This is a genomic window from Candidatus Methanomassiliicoccus intestinalis Issoire-Mx1, assembly GCF_000404225.1.
GTDB lineage: Archaea > Thermoplasmatota > Thermoplasmata > Methanomassiliicoccales > Methanomassiliicoccaceae > Methanomassiliicoccus_A > Methanomassiliicoccus_A intestinalis.
Map to the genome: position 1 here is coordinate 1,427,500 of NC_021353.1, position 17,488 is coordinate 1,444,987.

18 protein-coding genes are annotated in these 17,488 nt (G+C 40.3%); 17 read left to right on the plus strand and 1 reads right to left on the minus strand.

Translation table 11 applies throughout. The annotated features are described in order from the left end of the window. A complete protein-coding gene (locus H729_RS06815; RefSeq protein ID WP_020449276.1) occupies positions 1 to 1,023 on the minus strand; it encodes a PhoU domain-containing protein in 1,023 nt (340 codons plus the stop codon). A 196-nt stretch (positions 1,024 to 1,219) separates the two neighbouring features. Between H729_RS06815 and H729_RS09530 the strand changes: the two genes are divergently transcribed. The 17 genes from H729_RS09530 to H729_RS06900 all read left to right on the plus strand — a co-directional run bounded on the left by H729_RS09530 (position 1,220) and on the right by H729_RS06900 (position 17,487). Then, positions 1,220 to 2,164 (plus strand): PstS family phosphate ABC transporter substrate-binding protein, encoded by a 945-nt coding sequence (locus tag H729_RS09530; RefSeq protein WP_020449277.1) that lies wholly within the window; start codon positions 1,220 to 1,222, stop codon positions 2,162 to 2,164. Continuing rightward, entirely contained in the window at positions 2,154 to 3,062 is a 909-nt protein-coding gene (gene pstC, locus H729_RS06825) for a phosphate ABC transporter permease subunit PstC (RefSeq protein ID WP_052312456.1), read from the plus strand. Before H729_RS09530 ends, pstC begins: the two co-directional genes overlap by 11 nt. Next, positions 3,059 to 3,922: a phosphate ABC transporter permease PstA gene (pstA, locus tag H729_RS06830; RefSeq protein ID WP_020449279.1), complete on the plus strand. Its 864-nt coding sequence runs from the start codon at positions 3,059 to 3,061 to the stop codon at positions 3,920 to 3,922. The genes pstC and pstA overlap by 4 nt, the downstream gene beginning before the upstream one ends. Continuing rightward, positions 3,900 to 4,733: a phosphate ABC transporter ATP-binding protein PstB gene (pstB, locus tag H729_RS06835; RefSeq protein ID WP_394295672.1), complete on the plus strand. Its 834-nt coding sequence runs from the start codon at positions 3,900 to 3,902 to the stop codon at positions 4,731 to 4,733. The genes pstA and pstB overlap by 23 nt, the downstream gene beginning before the upstream one ends. Further along, positions 4,733 to 5,386 carry a phosphate signaling complex protein PhoU gene (phoU, locus tag H729_RS06840; protein ID WP_020449281.1) on the plus strand — a complete coding sequence of 218 codons (654 nt, stop codon included), beginning with the start codon at positions 4,733 to 4,735 and terminating at the stop codon, positions 5,384 to 5,386. Before pstB ends, phoU begins: the two co-directional genes overlap by 1 nt. Positions 5,387 to 5,994: 608 nt before the next feature. Continuing rightward, on the plus strand, positions 5,995 to 6,567 hold the full coding sequence (locus tag H729_RS06845) for a hypothetical protein (protein ID WP_147554409.1): 573 nt from the start codon (positions 5,995 to 5,997) through the stop codon (positions 6,565 to 6,567). A gap of 89 nt (positions 6,568 to 6,656) precedes the next feature. Further along, entirely contained in the window at positions 6,657 to 7,448 is a 792-nt protein-coding gene (locus H729_RS06850; RefSeq protein WP_020449283.1) for a 2-amino-3,7-dideoxy-D-threo-hept-6-ulosonate synthase, read from the plus strand. Positions 7,449 to 7,454: 6 nt separating this feature from the next. Continuing rightward, positions 7,455 to 8,483, plus strand: a complete 1,029-nt coding sequence (locus H729_RS06855; protein ID WP_020449284.1) for a 3-dehydroquinate synthase II — start codon at positions 7,455 to 7,457, stop codon at positions 8,481 to 8,483. Next, positions 8,483 to 9,904 carry a shikimate dehydrogenase gene (locus H729_RS06860; protein WP_020449285.1) on the plus strand — a complete coding sequence of 474 codons (1,422 nt, stop codon included), beginning with the start codon at positions 8,483 to 8,485 and terminating at the stop codon, positions 9,902 to 9,904. The genes H729_RS06855 and H729_RS06860 overlap by 1 nt, the downstream gene beginning before the upstream one ends. Next, complete coding sequence (locus tag H729_RS06865; RefSeq protein WP_020449286.1) at positions 9,901 to 10,755, plus strand: shikimate kinase; 855 nt, start codon at positions 9,901 to 9,903, stop codon at positions 10,753 to 10,755. The genes H729_RS06860 and H729_RS06865 overlap by 4 nt, the downstream gene beginning before the upstream one ends. Beyond that, a complete protein-coding gene (gene aroA, locus H729_RS06870) occupies positions 10,739 to 11,995 on the plus strand; it encodes a 3-phosphoshikimate 1-carboxyvinyltransferase (RefSeq protein WP_020449287.1) in 1,257 nt (418 codons plus the stop codon). The genes H729_RS06865 and aroA overlap by 17 nt, the downstream gene beginning before the upstream one ends. Further along, positions 11,992 to 13,071, plus strand: a complete 1,080-nt coding sequence (aroC, locus tag H729_RS06875) for a chorismate synthase (protein WP_020449288.1) — start codon at positions 11,992 to 11,994, stop codon at positions 13,069 to 13,071. The genes aroA and aroC overlap by 4 nt, the downstream gene beginning before the upstream one ends. Continuing rightward, positions 13,064 to 14,131, plus strand: a complete 1,068-nt coding sequence (locus H729_RS06880; protein ID WP_020449289.1) for a prephenate dehydrogenase/arogenate dehydrogenase family protein — start codon at positions 13,064 to 13,066, stop codon at positions 14,129 to 14,131. Before aroC ends, H729_RS06880 begins: the two co-directional genes overlap by 8 nt. Further along, positions 14,132 to 15,193 (plus strand): aspartate-semialdehyde dehydrogenase, encoded by a 1,062-nt coding sequence (gene asd / locus H729_RS06885; RefSeq protein WP_020449290.1) that lies wholly within the window; start codon positions 14,132 to 14,134, stop codon positions 15,191 to 15,193. 10 nt (positions 15,194 to 15,203) lie between these two features. Further along, positions 15,204 to 16,373 carry a homocysteine biosynthesis protein gene (locus H729_RS06890; protein WP_020449291.1) on the plus strand — a complete coding sequence of 390 codons (1,170 nt, stop codon included), beginning with the start codon at positions 15,204 to 15,206 and terminating at the stop codon, positions 16,371 to 16,373. Further along, positions 16,373 to 16,777 carry an NIL domain-containing protein gene (locus H729_RS06895; RefSeq protein WP_020449292.1) on the plus strand — a complete coding sequence of 135 codons (405 nt, stop codon included), beginning with the start codon at positions 16,373 to 16,375 and terminating at the stop codon, positions 16,775 to 16,777. The genes H729_RS06890 and H729_RS06895 overlap by 1 nt, the downstream gene beginning before the upstream one ends. Continuing rightward, the gene (locus H729_RS06900) at positions 16,774 to 17,487 is read left to right on the plus strand and encodes a UPF0280 family protein (protein ID WP_020449293.1); all 714 of its coding nucleotides are present in this window, start codon (positions 16,774 to 16,776) and stop codon (positions 17,485 to 17,487) included. Before H729_RS06895 ends, H729_RS06900 begins: the two co-directional genes overlap by 4 nt. The last annotated feature ends 1 nt before the right edge of the window (position 17,488 follow it).

Here is a 17,488-nt window from a genome sequence, read left to right on the forward strand (position 1 = left end):
TTAGTTGGCATTTGAAGTATCAACTGATCTCATGGCATCGTTGATTGCAAGCTCTGCGATATCTGCTGAATACATTGCAACTCGACTTACTGAGTCCAATATTGACATTACTTCAGCAGTAAAATCATTTTGACTGGAGTATGAGGTTTCCTTTATTCTCTCAGACAGCTCGTCAGCAGAGTCTATGACTTTATTTGCCTTATTAACATCTCTAGAGAAAAATGACTCTGTAGCCAGTGATAATATGTTTATGCTTTCTTCGCTGAATTTAATAATCGTATCCATCTCATCCTGCGATGATTTTTGAGATTTTCTCTCAAGTACATGTTTTGCAATTTTTTCTGCATGGTCGCCTATGCGTTCAATAGCTCTTGCAACAAGCATTAAGCTCATAGAATCATAGATGTTGGTGCCTACAATCTCAGCAAGTTTACGGTCTTTTTGGATCAGATTGAACTGTTTCACAGTCATCCAATACAACCTGTCAATATCCTGATCCCTATCAATCACGTCTTCTGCAAGAGCAGAATCCAATGAAACATAGGATGTTATTGCATCCTTGTACATGGAGCCCACGAGAAGATGCATCCTTCGTACGCATTTTTTCTGTGGCAGTTCTACAGGATCCGATAGATCGTGCAGGGTGATCGAATTACTGGTTTCTTCTATAACTTCAGGTCCTATAACCAGTCTTGAGAATGCCTTAATAACATGTTTCATCTCCAAATCGATTCTCTCTTTGGACTTTACCTCGATTATATCAAAGCCTGCGAGATATGCCCCGATGAGCTTGCGGCCCAAGTGCTCTGCTTCGCCTTCATCCACTTCGATGATACTCTTGGCTGGCGTAGATTTTTTTCTCTCGCCGGCATCTATGCATAGTGTACCATCATCCGTTATACACATATTCACCCTGTCGCCTGCTTTAATGTTATTAGAATCTATCCAGCTTTTAGGAAGGGACACAGTAATTGTTGATGTACCTGTTTTTTGCACTTTTCTAGATTCAGTATTGTTTGGCATAGAACTACCTAGATATGTAAAAGTACGATGCAATATATTCTTTTCGACTAAATATGATTTACATACAATTGGATATACATACAATATAGTTTAACAATATAACAAGTGTATTATGTAAAAAATAATTACAGTATATAGGTAATCTATATAATTTGAAATTTAATTTAAGATTTATAACCCGTTTGGATGTGAATAAATGGGCAACAAGCTAGTAGCTGGAGGATTTGCAGTACTTCTCGTAATCTCTGCAGTATTAGCTATGTTCACTAGCATGAATTTTCCAGGTGTCGGTGTTTTAAGCGTTCAAAATGAAGAGAATATCAGCTATTCACCTTTAGAAAATCCAGAAGAGTATCCGATTACACGGCCTTTATACATCTATACTGATGGAGTGCCGGCAGAAAACAGTTCTTTATACAGGTGGCTTGAATATATCTATTCAGATGATGGCCAGCGTTATGTTAAAAATGCAGGTTTTTATCCGGTTACTTCTGAAGTAAAGAACAAGATGGAGATTCAGCTGAATAGCGGCACAATCAACAATAATTATGGAAACGGCGAGATAACTCAAAGCGGGTCCACAACGCTAGGTGATTTGGCAACGTTGTGGGCAAATGATTTTCAAGAAAAATACGGCATTAAGGTATTACTCAATACTCCTGGATCTGGAACAGGAATAACTAACTTGATAAATGGCTTTGTAGATGCCGCACAATCATCCAGAGATATAAAGGAGATCGAGTTGGAAAGTGCAAAAAGCAATAATGTGAACATTATTGAATGGATAGTGGCATACGATGCTTTGGCAATAGTTGTTCATAAGGACAATCCAGTGACGAATATCACGCTTGAAGATTTGAAAGGTATATACAATGGGACATATACAAACTGGAGCGAGCTGGGAGGATATGATTGTCCAATCGTACTGTATGGAAGAGACAGTGCATCGGGAAGTTATGATTACTTTAAAGAAGCGATATTGGATGGGGAAAGCTACAGTATCAAAATGCAACAATTTTCATCAAACGCACTTATTGTAGCTGAAGTGGAAAATAACCTGGGCGGAATTGGTTATGTGGGCGTAGGTTATGCAGAAGAATCACTAGCGGATGAATGGGTGGGAAAACAGAATGGAAATTAAGATATATAAACGAGAGAACCGAGTTCGCCGTTATGCAGAAAGTGGCATCACTGGAGTGCTAGGAGTATGTGGTATCTTTTCTGTTCTTATTCTTGCGCTTGTGTTTATATTTTTAATTACCAACTCGATTCCATTTTTTCAAAGTGTAGGCCTTACAAACTTCTTCACTGGTACACAGTGGGATCCGTTTGGCAGCGAAGCCATGTGGGGCGTGCTGCCGCTTCTTTCAGGCACGCTGCTTGTAAGTTTTGTAGGTGCGATAATTGCCATCCCGATAGGGCTTGGCTGTACAATATATCTGTCAGAACTGGCAGATTCTAAAATAAAAAAGATATTAAAACCGGCGATTGAAATATTAGCCGGCGTACCTTCTGTAATATATGGTTTGTTTGCGGCATTGGTTCTTTCCAACTGGATAATGGAGTTGTTTGATCCATTATATAGATTAAATGCACTAAACGGTGCTATAATTCTAGCAATAATGATGATTCCCATTCAAGTTTCAATTTCTGAAGAAGCACTGAACGCTGTACCTAGAAACCTCAGAGAAGCATCCTACGCAATGGGAGCTACCAGATGGGAGACCATAAAAGGAGTGATCATTCCAGCAGCACTGCCAGGCATAATCGCCTCCATTGCTCTAGCAATCGGAAGAGCAGTTGGAGAAACAATGGCTGTGCTGATGGCTACAGGAAATGCATCGCAATTCTCATTTGACATTCTTACATCGGTGAGGACAATGACTGCGGCACTTGCGATTGATGTTCCGGAAGCAGCCATTGGATCATTACAATATCAAGGACTATTTGCAGTTGGTCTGCTTCTGTTTATTATAACATTTGTGATTAATTTAATAGCAGATATGGTCCTTTCAAAATATCAGGAGACATATAAATGATGATGAGCCGCAAAAATAAAGAGCGCGTGTTCTTCTGGATATTTAGAGGCTGTGCGGCGGCAGTCATTGCATTTTTAACAATCATCATAATGTTCGTAATTGTAAACGGTGCCGGTACGATAAGCTGGGATTTCTTGACACAGAATCCAATGCCAAATGATTCCGGAGCTTTAGTATCTGGTGGAATACTCAGCCCCATAATAGGGACTTTAATGCTGATGGGGCTTGTTTTGATAATTGCAATCCCCATTGGAGTTTTCGGAGCCGTGTTCTTGGTAGAATACTGCAGGCCGTATAAATGGTCCCGATATATATGGATGACAGTTAACAATCTGGCCGGAGTGCCATCAATAGTCTGGGCATTGCTGGGTGTTGGTATATTCGTATACTATTTAGCATTTGGATTAAGTTTGATTTCTGCTGCAATTACACTGAGTTTGATGATTCTTCCGATTGTAATGGTATCCACCAAAGAAGCCTTGGAGGCAATTCCCAGCTCAATATATGATGCATCCATAGGACTGGGAGCTACAAAATGGCAGACAATTCTGCATCATATTCTTCCATATTCCGCATCGGGAATAATTACAGGAATTATTTTATCACTATCCAGAGCCGGAGGAGAGACGGCTCCTCTGCTGCTTACGGGAGTTGCTATAAATGCAGCAATTCCTTTATCTATATTCGACCAGTTCCAGGCTCTACCATATTATATATACATGATGACTTCCGCATCAGATAGAGCTAGTGCATACCCCATGGCATATGGGGCAGCACTTGTTCTGATTATAATCATGATGGTGATGAATCTAGCTGCTGCTACATTGCGTAGCAGGTATCGTGAAAAATACAAGTGGTGATCAAATATCAAAAATAGAAGTAAAAGATCTGAATCTTTGGTTCGATACAAAACATGTGCTGAAAGATGTCAGTATCGAGATATATGAAAAAGAAATCACTGCAATAATCGGACCATCTGGATGCGGAAAATCAACATTTCTCAGATGCCTCAATAGAATGAATGATCTCATACCATCTACAAAAATAGAAGGCGAAATACTATTGGATGGCAAAAACGTCTTAGCAAATGATATTGATCCCGTAGACTTAAGAAAAGACGTCGGAATGGTATTTCAAAAACCCAACCCATTTCCTAAAAGCATTTATGAGAATATAGTGTTCGCACCTAAAATACACGGTGTAGAGGAAGTTAAGAAAGATCCCAGAACCAACAAAGAGAAGATCGTACGCAGGAAACCAACAAAAGACGAATTAGACCAAATCGTTGAAAAATGTCTAAGACGCGCTGCCCTCTGGGACGAGGTTAAAGACAGACTAAATAAGTCTGCGTATGATTTGTCTGGCGGCCAGCAACAGAGATTGTGCATAGCGAGAACAATGTCCATCGAGCCGGAAGTAATTTTATTTGATGAGCCTTGTTCAGCACTTGATCCAATAGCAACTGCAAAGATAGAGGATTTGTTAGTCGATCTGCGTAAAGATTATACCGTGGTTATTGTAACCCACAATATGCAGCAGGCTGCTAGAGTAGCTGACAGGACAGCATTTTTCTATATGGGCGACCTTGTCGAATACGGTCCAACTAAAAAATTATTTGAAAAACCAGAAAAAGAGCTCACAGAGCAGTATTTGACGGGGAGAATGGGATAATGGCTTCAAGAACTGTCTTTACACAGGAGATGAAAAATCTGGATCAAGAAATGATCCAGATGGGTGCTTTGGCAGAAACGATGATAAAAACTGGAACCAAGGCATTTGTAGAAGGGGATCCTCAGTATCTTGAAGAGATGAAAAATCTGGATTATGAGCTGCACGTAATGGATCAGACGATTGAGAAACACTGTCTGGATATTATAGCTCTCCATCAGCCTTTAGCGGTGGATCTCAGAACAGTATCTTCGATATTAAAAATAATAACGGATCTCAATAGAATAGGAAGGTATGGCAGAGATCTGGCAGAAACCGGAGACCCAGATAAGTCAAAAGATGTTCCACAAGCATTGATTACGATGATCGATGAGGTTCTGCTGCTTGTGTCGGATGCGATTAGAAGTTTTGTAACCAGAGACATCGAACTAGCTAAAAGCATATCCTGCAGAGATGATACGATCGATGAATTGTGGAAACTGACCTTAAAAGAGTCACTGGATTATATAAAAGAAAATCAAAAATGTAAAACTAGCGTTTCTGTTGGAGCTGAAGCCATATTAGCGTCACGATACTTAGAGCGGATTGCAGATCATGCCTGCAATATTGGAGACAGGGTAGTTTTCATGATCTCTGGACAAAGACCAATGATCTGATGCTTGAAACAAACATCAATCATTACTATCTTTGTTCTCCTTTTGCTCCTCTTGTTCTTTTTCCATCATTTTCGAGATGCACCATACTACGCCATGAGACCTGCTAGCGAAATCGCGTTTTTCTACTTTTTCATCTAACCAATTTACTAGCTCCAATGGAAGTCTTGTTACAATAGGTTGAGATTTTGGCAAGGTATCATAAACTCTGAATAGGAATTACATAAATAACTAATGTAATTTGTCGTATTACGGTGTAATATTTTGTAGTATGCATTTAAAAATCTAAGATCAGTTTTATAAAAAATGATGACTAACTTCGGGGAACAAATGTCATTGCCGATATTGATCTAGGATATTTTTCATATAGAAAGAGGGATTCGAGTTAGATGAGTGATCGCGTACAAATTGTAGAGTTTAATTCCGGAGACTGCGGAAAATTTGAAACTGATGAAAAGATCATCTGTGGCAGCCGGATTACTACATATCTATGCCCACAATGTAAAACTCCAATAGGTAAAAGTGGTTTGGCCGCCACTCGCGGTGAATGGATTTGTTTTCAGTGCGGCATCAGGGGAAAATATATTGATACAAACGAAAAAAGAGTGAAAATGTATCAAATAAAAGACGTTCCAAAAAAAATGAGAGTACTGGCAATAGATCTTCATGACAAATACACCTGGGCGGCATACCCTACAGAAGAAGATGAAAGGGTTATGGTAAGAAACTGTCCATCCTGCGGATCAAAAGATGCTTTAAAATTCAGTTCAGACGCAGAATGTAAAACAGAATGTCCAAAATGTGGATTAGTCATGATATTAAAAAAACCAAACGAAGATGAGCGCATAATCGGAAGAGTTGTGCTTGATCCAAAAAAAAACTACTATATAGATATACCAGTAAAAGCATTTTTTTCAGAAGATGTCGTTCCAACTGAGCGGGATGAACGTGGCAGAATAATGTGTCCGTGTTGCAATAATTCAATCGAGACTAATTCACCAATATTATATTCTGGGAAAATAGTAGAATGCAGCATTTGTGATGCGGCAGGTGTTATATTCAGCACCAATGAAAAAGAGTCCAATTCTTGGAAAATTACAATATTGAAACCCCCAAAAGTTTTTCAAAAAGAGCACAAAAACAACGCTTACTTTTCAGATATAGCAACTATAGGCCCTGAATAAGCCTGATATGAGCTTAATTTTAATTGTTTATGAAGAAGTGATAGTAAAAGATTATATACGTGCTAGAGTTTGTCTAGCATGAGACTACTATGTCCGGTAAAGAAATTAGAATAGAAAGAATATTAGATAGGAACACGAAAAAGGCAGTTGTGGTACCTTTAGACCACGGAGTTTCAATGGGACCAATCCCAGGAATCGTTGATCTGAAGGATACAGTGGATAAAGTAGCAGAAGGTGGTGCTACAGCGGTTATCGAACACAAAGGTGCAATACCCTATGGACACCGTGCGCTAGGCAGAGATGTTGGTTTGATTGTTCACATGTCCGCATCATCTTCATTATCAATCGACCCTAATTCCCGCGTATTAGTCTGTGAAGTTACAGAAGCACTAAAGATGGGCGCTGATGCAGTCTCAATTCACGTAAATATCGGAGCGGACACTGAAGCTGAAATGCTGAGAGACTTTGGATACGTTTCGAGAGAATGCACAGAATGGGGAATGCCACTGCTGGCAATGGTATACCCGCGCGGACAGAAAATAAAAGACAGCTTCGATGTCGATATGATAAAACGTTGTGCTCGCATAGCTCAAGAATTAGGAGCTGACATTGTAAAAACGTCATACACTGGAGATATTGATACATTTAAAGAGGTTACAAGAGGGGTTTCGATTCCTGTATTAGTAGCAGGCGGCCCGCAGATGTCATCCACTAAAGAAATTCTACAGATGGTACGCGACTCAATAGATGCTGGAGCAAGCGGAACTAGTATTGGAAGAAATGTATTCCAGCATCAAAATGTAGTAGGAATAACAAAAGCCATATCTGGAATTGTATTTGATGATCTGAGTGTTGATGAAGCGATAAGATTTCTAGAGTGATTTGGCATGGATAAAAAGATCGTTTGGATTAGAGCAGACCTGCTTGAGGAGTATGATGATCGAAAATCGATAGTATCTTCAGCACTTGAAGCAGGATTTACAGATATAATTATTAGAGCAGAAGATGAACAGCTTAAACATCTAGGTAGATTCAATGCAATAATCTACAATGATGGCGACTACATATTAGATGGTAAAAAAATAGGAGAAGAAGTCGTAATAACATCGTCTAAAGATCAGGACTTTGCAGCCACTCTCGCCGGCAAGATAGAAAATGTAGTTATATCTACCGAAAATTGGAAAGTCATACCATTGGAAAATCTGATAACTGCATTCCAAAAAACAATCACAAATTTGATTGTTTCGTCATCAAATCCAGACGATGCAAAATTGTTTTTAGAAACTATGGAAGTAGGATCCGATGGTATTCTGGTTAACATCTCTAATCCAGCAGATTTGAGCAAGTATGCGTTCTTAATCGAAAAGAATGAACCAGTATGTCTTAATGAAGTGAAAATAACAAAAATAGAGACACTAGGTATTGGAGACCGTGTGTGTATAGATACCTGTTCCATATTAGAAGTAGGAGAAGGAATGCTTGTAGGGTCTCAATCATCCTGCTTGTTTTTGATTGCATCTGAAAGCCTAGAAAGTGAGTATGTAGCTTCAAGGCCATTTAGAGTCAATGCTGGTGCTGTACATGCATATGTCATGACATCATCTGGACGTACAAAGTATCTGTCAGAAATTGGATCTGGAGATGAGCTTCTTGCAGTAAAGAGTGATGGTGTTGCAAGAAAGGTTAACGTGGGAAGGGCTAAAGTCGAAAAACGTCCACTGGTCTTAATCGAAGGTGAATGCAAAAATAAAAAACATAGCGTAATTCTTCAAAATGCAGAAACAATACGCCTTTGCACAAAAAATAGCACGGTATCAGTTTCTGATCTGAAAGTGGGTGATTGCGTTTTAGCTAGAATTGAAGAAGGCGGCCGCCACTTTGGACAAGTTATCGATGAAACGATCGTGGAATTATAATGATCTGTGCAGCTATATCAGAACAATCTGCTGAGGATGCCGTGAATGTCGGCATTGACTCAGCATCAATTGGGGCGGATCTTGTAGAAGTAAGATTTGACTCCATACAGGAAATACCTCAGGACCTGAGTGTATTCCAAAAAATACCTGTACCGAAGATAGCTACATTTAGAACATTATCACAAGGTGGAAAATGCAATTTCGATGAGGAGCGTTTGGATTTTTTTAGAGAATGCTCAAAATATTTTGAGTACATCGATATTGAATATGATTCTAAGCTATCAGATATGCAATTTGATAATTGTAAAAAGATTGTTTCATATCATGACTTTTTAAAAACTCCGCCCGCAGAGATTATTGAAAAGATTATAACTAATCTACAAAAAAAAGCATGCATTGCAAAAGCTGCGTTCTATGTGAGATCGGTTACGGATCTATATGAAATCATAACTGCATCTCAGCATCTTACTGGCAGTTATATTCTGATCGGAATGGGTGAATTGGGAGAGTTGACTAGAATATGTTATGATACCCTGGGATCTGAGATAACATATGCATCACCATGCATCGGCAAAGAAACTGCCGCAGGACAGATTGATGTCAAGTCACTAAAAAAGCTTGGCAAAGGCTGCTGCTTGACTGGCATAATCGGAAATCCAGTTAGTCATTCTAGGTCTCCAGACATGCATAATGCAGCTTTTAGATCCTTAGGTATAAATGGACATTATTTTAGATTTAGATGTGAAGAGAATGAGCTGGAGAAGATCGTACATATCATCAGAGTGCTCGGCATGAAGGGCATGAATGTAACTATACCCTATAAACAAAAAATAATGGAGTATATTGATGAAGTGGACAAAACGGCTGAAGATGCGGGTGCTGTAAACTGCATAATGAATGAAGGGAACCAGCTGAAAGGAATGAATACTGATATAGCTGGATTTAGAGAGTCTTTTAAGGCAGCTGGAGTCTGTGTACGGGATAAAAATTCTTTAATAATCGGAGCGGGAGGTGCTGCTAGAGCATGCGCAGCATTCCTTTCAGAAGAGCACTCAGAGATAAAGATCACTAACCGCACAAAAGAAAAAGCAGAGAAACTTGCAAAAGAGTTTAATGGCACAGTGGTTGATTCTGCAGATACAGACTCAGATATTATTATAAATTGCACTCCAATAGGAATGGAAGGTTTTGAGAAAGAATCTATTTTTCAGGAGTGCTTGTTTAACAAAAATCAAACAGTGATGGATGCAGTTCCGGTTCCAGAAATTACTAAGTTTCTAGAAAAGGCCAAAGAATGCGGAGCGCATATAATTTCTGGAAGAGAAATGTTAATCTATCAGGCCATGGATGCGTTTGAAACTTGGACCGGGCTTAAGCCTGACTATTCGGTTATGTCCAAGGCATATGGTGAAACAAGATGAAAGGGACTGGAACAGCATACAGTGCTGCAACTATAGTGAATGCCATGGCTACTGGATATGGTGCAGCATTCGGCATAGACTTAAAAACAGAAGCTGAAATTACGATCAGTTCTGGTCAAGGTATCTATATAAAAACAGATGTTGATGAATCTCCACAGCTTGTGACCCTGTGCATTGAAAGATTTTTAGACAAATTTGCACCCGGTGAAGAATATAGAGTATGTGCGGAATTAAATTCAAATATACCAGTATCACGTGGGCTTAAAAGCAGCAGTGCAGCGTGCAATGCTGTGCTGATGGCAATGAAAAATACATTGTCGATAGATTGCGATATCCTAGATCTAATAAGAATCGGTACTGCCGCTTCGATTGATTGCGGAGTATCACTAACTGGAGCTTTTGATGATGCTTGCGCATCCATGTTAGGTGGAGTTGTACTGACAAATAACAATTCAAATGATTTAATAAAAAGAAGACATCTTGAAGAAGATGTAGCAGTTGTAATCGATATTCCAGAGTACCAGATAAGAAAACCATCCCTCGACCGCAGCAGAATTAAAGCGGTAACTCCGATAGCAAGAATAGCTTTTGATAAAGCAAGCGAGGGAAAGTATTGGGAAGCCTTGACTCTTAATGGGATGTGCTATTCAGCAGCATTCAACCTTGATCAGGAAATATCAATACGCGGATTATGTAACGGTGCACTCGCCTCGGGTTTAACAGGATCAGGGCCTGCAACAATAATGGTAGTTAATAAGGATAAATTAGATAAATTCATAGAAAATATGGGTGAGCATCGATTAATTGTCGCTAATGTAAATAACGGGGATTTTAATGAAACTTCAAGTTAAACCATCCGAAATAAGTGGCACGATTATTGCACCCCCATCAAAAAGCTGTACACACCGGGCAATAGTACTAGCCTCCTTAGCTAAGGGTACTTCAAAAATAGAAAAAGCTCTGATTTGCAAAGATACAACAGCTACAATACAGGCAATGGAAGCATTTGGAGCAACAATTAAAGAAGACAATGATAAGCTGAGCATTCGTGGTGGAAGACTGAAAGCCCCCATTGAACCAATTGATTGTCTCAATTCCGGAACAACCCTCAGATTGTGCAGCGGAATAGCTTCCCTCATGGACAATAATATCACACTTACAGGAGATGAGTCTTTAAAAGGAAGACCTATGAAACCATTGCTGAATGCGTTTACAGAAATGGGAGTCTACTGCGTATCAACTTCGAAGGGGATAACGATTAGAGGTCCAAATAATGGGAGGTGGACCCATATAAGAGGAGATGTCTCTTCTCAGTTCATATCATCATTGTTGATCTCTTCTGCATTAAAACCAAGAGACACGGACATCGTGATCACATCGCCCCTTGTATCAAAACCATATATAGATATCACAACAAGCATGATGGCTCAATTTGGAGTCAGATGCAGTGAGACTAAAGATGGTTACAGAGTTATGGGTGGACAATCATACAGGCCCAGAGAATATGTCATCCCAGGAGACTATTCATCTGCTGCATTCGCACTTGGAGCTGGTGCAATATCTGGAAAGGTGACAGTAACTGGATTGGATCCAAATGATGTTCAAGGAGACCGGTTAATAATCGATTTTTTAAGAGAGTTTGGTGCAGACATCAGCATATCTGGAGATTCTGTGACCGTTGTAAAATCAGAGTTAGAGGGAATAAATGCCGACATAGGGAACTGCCCAGATCTATTTCCAATTTTAGCAGTCATAGGAACGCAGGCTGAAGGAGTGACTACATTATACAATGCAGCTCATCTGAAACATAAAGAAAGCGACAGGATAGCCGCAGTAGTCACATTCTTAAGAAATATGGGTGCCGACATAGATGAGACTGATGATGGTTGCATCATAAGAGGTAAATGCAATCTAACTGGATGTACAGTAAATCCAAACGGAGACCATCGCATATTAATGGCAGCTGTGGTTGCCGCAATGTCAGCAAGCGGGAAGACCATTATAACAGACGGCGGCTGCTATGATGTATCATATCCAGCATTTATTAAGGATTTTAATACTCTAGGTGCGGATCTGGAGGAAGTTAAGTGAACACAATCGGAACAAGATTCCGCGTTACAATTTTCGGTGCAAGCCATGATACTTGCATCGGCTGCGTAATTGACGGCATCCCTGCAGGAATAGAATTGGATCTAGATTATATCCAGAAAGAAGTGGACTGTAGAAAACCAGTGGCACTCATCGGCACGCCAAGAAAAGAAGAAGACAAAGTGGAAGTACTTGCAGGATTAAAAGACGAAGTTACAACGGGAATTCCATTAGTCATCCAGATTAAAAATTCCAATACAGACTCTTCAAAATATGAAAAGTTTAAAATTATACCCAGGCCAGGACATGCAGATTTTCCTGCATTTGAGAAATATGGTCCAGCCCATGACATACGCGGCGGCGGACAATTCTCAGGAAGAATGACTGCTCCGCTGACCGCCGCTGGTGCAATAGCAAAGGAAATGCTGCTTGGCATAGACGTTAAGATTGCCGCTTACACACAGAGCATAGGATCGATAGATGATCCTGCAGAGCACACGTTCAAAGAAATCAAAAGGGAAACGAAAGAAAATCCAGTTCATGCCGCTGATCCAGAAATTGCACTAGACATGCTGAATGAAATATTGACCGCTAAAGATGATGGAGATAGTGTGGGCGGGATAGTTCGATGCCTGACTGAAGGATTGCCTGTTGGTGTAGGAGAACCGTTTTTTGATACATTAGATGGCGAGATTGCAAAAATGATGTTTGCAATTCCCGGTGTAAAAGGAATAGAGTTCGGAGCAGGATTCAAAGCTACCAAGATGAGAGGATCCATTCATAATGATCCATATTCAGTTGTAGATGATTATCTGATTAAGACTGATACGAACAATGCCGGCGGTGTACTGGGTGGTCTTTCAAATGGCATGCCGCTGGATTTTAAAGTTGCATTTAAACCTACAGCATCCATATTCAAAGAGCAGAAAAGTGTAAATCTTGGGAAGATGGAGAAAGAAACACTTCTGATTGAAGGAAGGCATGATCCCTGTATAGTTCCAAGAGCAGTTGCCCCGGTAGAGGCTGCAACAGCGATAGTACTGACTGATTTGTGTTTAAGGGGAGATTTTATTGCGTGAAGATATAGAAGACATTAGAAAGCGCATAGAGAAGATAGATAATGAAATACTGCGCATGATGGCCAACAGAACGGCCGCCGCTGTTGAAATGGGTAAAAGAAAAGCCTCGGATTCTCTACCTTTACGTGCTCCAGATGTAGAAGAAAAAGTCATTGGGAGATATGTTAGTAAAGCTAAAGAATTTGGAATGTCCGAGGATTCGGCATCTACAATAGCCAGACTACTCATTCATGAATCAATAGAGCAGCAAGGACTAATTCCCCGTCCAGCAAAATCAAAAAGAATGCTGATCATCGGAGGAAATGGAAAAATGGGGCAGTGGTTGTGCAGATTCTTTGCTTCACGAGGCCACAAAATAAAGATCTACGATACGACTGAAAATATAAAATATCCTTGCGAGAAAGATTTGAAGCAGGGAGTTCTAGAGGCTGAAGTTGTAATTATTGCTGTACCTATTTCATATACACCAATGATTTTGGAAGAGGTTCTGTCATATAACACATCAGCACTGATATTTGATGTTTCTTCTGTTAAGACCCCGTCTGCAGAGATTCTGAAGAAAGGCGGTAAGATTGCAGAAGTCTGTTCAGTGCACCCAATGTTTGGACCTGAAACTAATTCAATTATTGATGAAAATGTTGTCATATGTAACTGCGGATCATACAGCGCCGTCGACAAAGCTGAAGAGTTATTTGACGGTGCCAATATAACTAAGACTGATCTGGATGAGCATGATAAGCTAATGGCATATGTTTTAGGACTCAGCCACGCCACAAACATTGCATTCTTTGAGACATTGAATAGAAGTGGTAAAAGTTATTCAGAATTGTCAAGAGTGGCATCCACCACATTTAAAGATCAGGTAGAGACCTCTCACAATGTAGTATCCGATAATGCACAGCTATACTACGAAATTCAAAATCTCAACCCTTACGAACAAGAAGTTCTTAGTAGTCTTGTAGATTCAGTAAACACAATAAAAGATGCAGCTCGTAAAAATAACAAAGACGCCTTCACCAAAATGATGAATGAAGGGAAAGAATACTTTGGAGGCAATTAAATGTCAAAAATAAATGTAGCAGTTCTGGGAGCTACGGGGATGATTGGTCAGCGGTTCATACAACTTCTAGAAAATCACCCCTGGTTCGAAATCGGAGGATTATACGCATCTGAACGCTCAGAAGGTAAAAAACTCAAAGATGTACTCAAAGTCAGAGATCACAGCTTCAATGATGAAACGCTGGATATGACGATTGAGCGTCTTGAAACAAAAAAGATCTCAGAGCTGAATAGAATTGCATTTTCTGGTCTTCCTTCAGATATCGCCGGTCCAATCGAGAGTGATCTGGCAGATTTGGGCGTAGCTGTTTTTTCAAATGCGGCTAACCACAGGATGAGGGATGACGTTCCTCTGCTTATTCCCGAATGCAATTCATCTCACTTGGAAGCGATTAAACAGCAGAAAACATACAGCAACGGTGGATATATAGTTACAAATGCCAATTGTTCAACAACCGGCATTGCTGTGCCTCTGAAAGCAATTGATACGTCATTTGGACTAAAAATGGTATGCATATCCACATATCAGGCAGTTTCCGGTGCTGGGTATCCAGGAGTTCCATCATTAGACATATTATGCAATGTAGTGCCATATATTAAAAATGAAGAAGAAAAAATGGAGATGGAATTAGCAAAGATACTGGGAGACTATAATGGTTCAAGATTCATAGACGCAAATGTAAATGTACTTTCCAACTGCGTCCGCGTACCTGTAATAGACGGCCATCTTGAATCGCTGGTATTCAATCTGTCCAAAGATGCTGACGTAGATAAACTGGCTGGAGTGATACGTTCATTCACAGCAGAACCTCAAAAACTACAGCTACCGTCTGCACCGATTGCGCCGATTATCGTACGCGATGAACCAGACCGCCCGCAGCCTGCATGCGATGCTTTTGCCGGGACACCTGCTAGAGCACGTGGAATGGCATGTACAGTTGGAAGAATCCGCGAAAAAGACAATTATTTCAAGATGTTCGTACTATCACATAACACTCTGCGCGGTGGGGCAGGTGGATCTGTGCTTAATGCCGAATTAGCTGTAGCAAAAAAGATGATGTGAGGCTAATACAATGAAAAGGACATACGATGAAATAAACGCCAAAATAAAAAGTGGCGACGCAGTTGTCATGACAGCTGAAGAAGCCATTGCACTCGCTGAGAGCAAGGGCATTGAAAAGGCAACGGAAGAAGTAGACGTCGTGACTACAGGCACATTTGGAGCTATGTGTTCATCAGGAGCGTTTGTAAATTTTGGACACTCGGAACCACCGATTCGTATGTCAAATGTTACATTAAACGGGGTTCCTGTATGTGCTGGTTTAGCTGCAGTAGATGCATACATAGGTGCTACCGATGAACGTCCCGATTCAGAACACGGATATGGCGGAGCTCACGTAATAGAGTCGCTCGTAAATGGAGAGGCTGTACATCTTAAAGCAACCGCCCCTGGGACAGACTGCTATCCAAGAAAGGAAATAGATACATACATATCACTAAAAACTCTAAATCAAGCATACTTATACAATCCAAGGAACATGTATCAAAACTATGCAGTTGCTACAAATTCTTCAGAGAAGACTTTGTTTACGTACATGGGAAAACTGCTTCCACAATATGGAAACATGACATACAGCAGTGCTGGACAGCTTTCACCACTGCTCAAAGATCCAACTCTGCGTACAATAGGAATAGGTACAAGGATATTTCTGGGCGGCGGGATCGGATATGTAGCGTGGGAGGGTACACAATACAAAACTAATGTACCCATAAGAAATGGCGTACCATCAGCATCTGCACGTACACTGGCAGTGATCGGAGATTTGAAAGGAATGAGTAGTGAATTCCTGAGAGGAATGAGCATTCATGGGTATGGCGTTTCACTTGGTGTTGGTATAGGAGTTCCAATACCGATATTGGATGAAAATCTGATGAAAACTGCAGTTACTGCAGATAAGGATATCTATGCACCAGTATTGGACTATTCAGAACAATCGAGAGACAGACGTCCAATAGGTGAAGTAAGCTATGCAGAACTTAAAAGCGGCAGCGTAGAGATCCTGGGAAAGAGCATTAAAACTTCATCTTTATCCTCATATAACAAGGCCCGCGTGATCGCAGATAAGCTGAAAAATATGATAGCCAATGGAGAATTTCTGCTTACACAACCTGTTGAAAAACTTCCAGAAGAACGCAAACAAAAACCATTGAATATCTGCACAAAAGACGAGGTGGCTAAATAATGGTTAAAAAGAAAGTTAAGCTAAAATTTGTACCGGGACAAGCTAATGAGCCCATTACATACGTTCTTGTGAAAGATTACAATTTGAGATTCAACATACTTCAGGCTAAAATAATAGACGGCGGAGGAAAACTTCTCTTAGAAATAGAAGGAGAAGAAAAATGCATTGGTGCCGGCCTAAAATACCTTCGCGACCGCGGAGTTTCTGTGAAAGAAGTATGCGACTTCGTGTCCAAAGATGAAATGAAATGTACAAACTGTGGATTATGCGTTTCGATCTGTCCTGCTGAAGCAATAGATATGGACAGAGATACCTGGGTTGTCAAATTCAACACCGAAAAATGCATAGGCTGCTTTCTGTGTGTTGAAGCCTGCCCCCTGAACGCAATGGTTCTAAAAATATGATAATTCATAAACATTTTGAAGTGGAAGAGACTGCTGTTACGATCATCTGTGATGAAGAATATGTCTCATCCATTCAAAATTCAATTTTTGATTCTAGAGAAATAATCAAACAATGCATAATGGATTTTCCTGAGTTCCAGTGGTCACTAGAGCCTTTGGAAGTTAGCGGTGAAGAGATTATTATAAAAATGTGCAAAGCCGCAAAAAAAGCAGGGGTTGGGCCAATGGCCGCCGTGGCGGGTGCAATTGCAGAGAAAGCGGTTCAGACCGCAATGGATGAAGGGTCAAGACACTGCATAGTTGAGAATGGCGGCGACATTGCAATGGTTTTAGAAAAACCAGTAAATATCGGAATATTCGCACCTGCGCTTAAGGATGTGGGCTTTCACATCGATCCAGTAAATCAGATCTTAGGAATGTGTACATCCTCTGCCAGCATAGGGCCGTCCATATCATTCGGCGTATCGGATGCATCAGTGGTCATATCGAATGATGTGTGTCTTGCTGATGCATGCGCTACAAGATTAGGAAATTTAGTAACATCCGATGAAGAAGATGTGATAAAAAAAGCAATGGATATAGTATGCAGCATTGATGGAGTCGATGGCGCCTTTGTAGCAGTAAATTCAAAAATCGCAATGAAGGGAGTTCTTCCACAATTGTGCAGAGTTCGCTTTGATGAATCGTCAATAACTAAAATTGAATTTTAGT

What these genes read in the sequence shown, in the direction of transcription:
- pstC (WP_052312456.1), top strand. Translation starts at nt 2,154, where the DNA reads ATGGAAATTAAGATATATAAACGAGAGAACCGAGTTCGCCGTTATGCA.
- asd (WP_020449290.1), top strand. Translation starts at nt 14,132, where the DNA reads ATGTCAAAAATAAATGTAGCAGTTCTGGGAGCTACGGGGATGATTGGT.
- H729_RS06845 (WP_147554409.1), top strand. Translation starts at nt 5,995, where the DNA reads ATGTATCAAATAAAAGACGTTCCAAAAAAAATGAGAGTACTGGCAATA.
- H729_RS06860 (WP_020449285.1), top strand. Translation starts at nt 8,483, where the DNA reads ATGATCTGTGCAGCTATATCAGAACAATCTGCTGAGGATGCCGTGAAT.
- H729_RS06895 (WP_020449292.1), top strand. Translation starts at nt 16,373, where the DNA reads ATGGTTAAAAAGAAAGTTAAGCTAAAATTTGTACCGGGACAAGCTAAT.
- H729_RS06855 (WP_020449284.1), top strand. Translation starts at nt 7,455, where the DNA reads ATGGATAAAAAGATCGTTTGGATTAGAGCAGACCTGCTTGAGGAGTAT.
- H729_RS09530 (WP_020449277.1), top strand. Translation starts at nt 1,220, where the DNA reads ATGGGCAACAAGCTAGTAGCTGGAGGATTTGCAGTACTTCTCGTAATC.
- H729_RS06900 (WP_020449293.1), top strand. Translation starts at nt 16,774, where the DNA reads ATGATAATTCATAAACATTTTGAAGTGGAAGAGACTGCTGTTACGATC.
- H729_RS06850 (WP_020449283.1), top strand. Translation starts at nt 6,657, where the DNA reads ATGTCCGGTAAAGAAATTAGAATAGAAAGAATATTAGATAGGAACACG.
- H729_RS06815 (WP_020449276.1), bottom strand. Translation starts at nt 1,023, where the DNA reads ATGCCAAACAATACTGAATCTAGAAAAGTGCAAAAAACAGGTACATCA.
- H729_RS06865 (WP_020449286.1), top strand. Translation starts at nt 9,901, where the DNA reads ATGAAAGGGACTGGAACAGCATACAGTGCTGCAACTATAGTGAATGCC.
- H729_RS06890 (WP_020449291.1), top strand. Translation starts at nt 15,204, where the DNA reads ATGAAAAGGACATACGATGAAATAAACGCCAAAATAAAAAGTGGCGAC.
- phoU (WP_020449281.1), top strand. Translation starts at nt 4,733, where the DNA reads ATGGCTTCAAGAACTGTCTTTACACAGGAGATGAAAAATCTGGATCAA.
- pstA (WP_020449279.1), top strand. Translation starts at nt 3,059, where the DNA reads ATGATGATGAGCCGCAAAAATAAAGAGCGCGTGTTCTTCTGGATATTT.
- aroA (WP_020449287.1), top strand. Translation starts at nt 10,739, where the DNA reads ATGAAACTTCAAGTTAAACCATCCGAAATAAGTGGCACGATTATTGCA.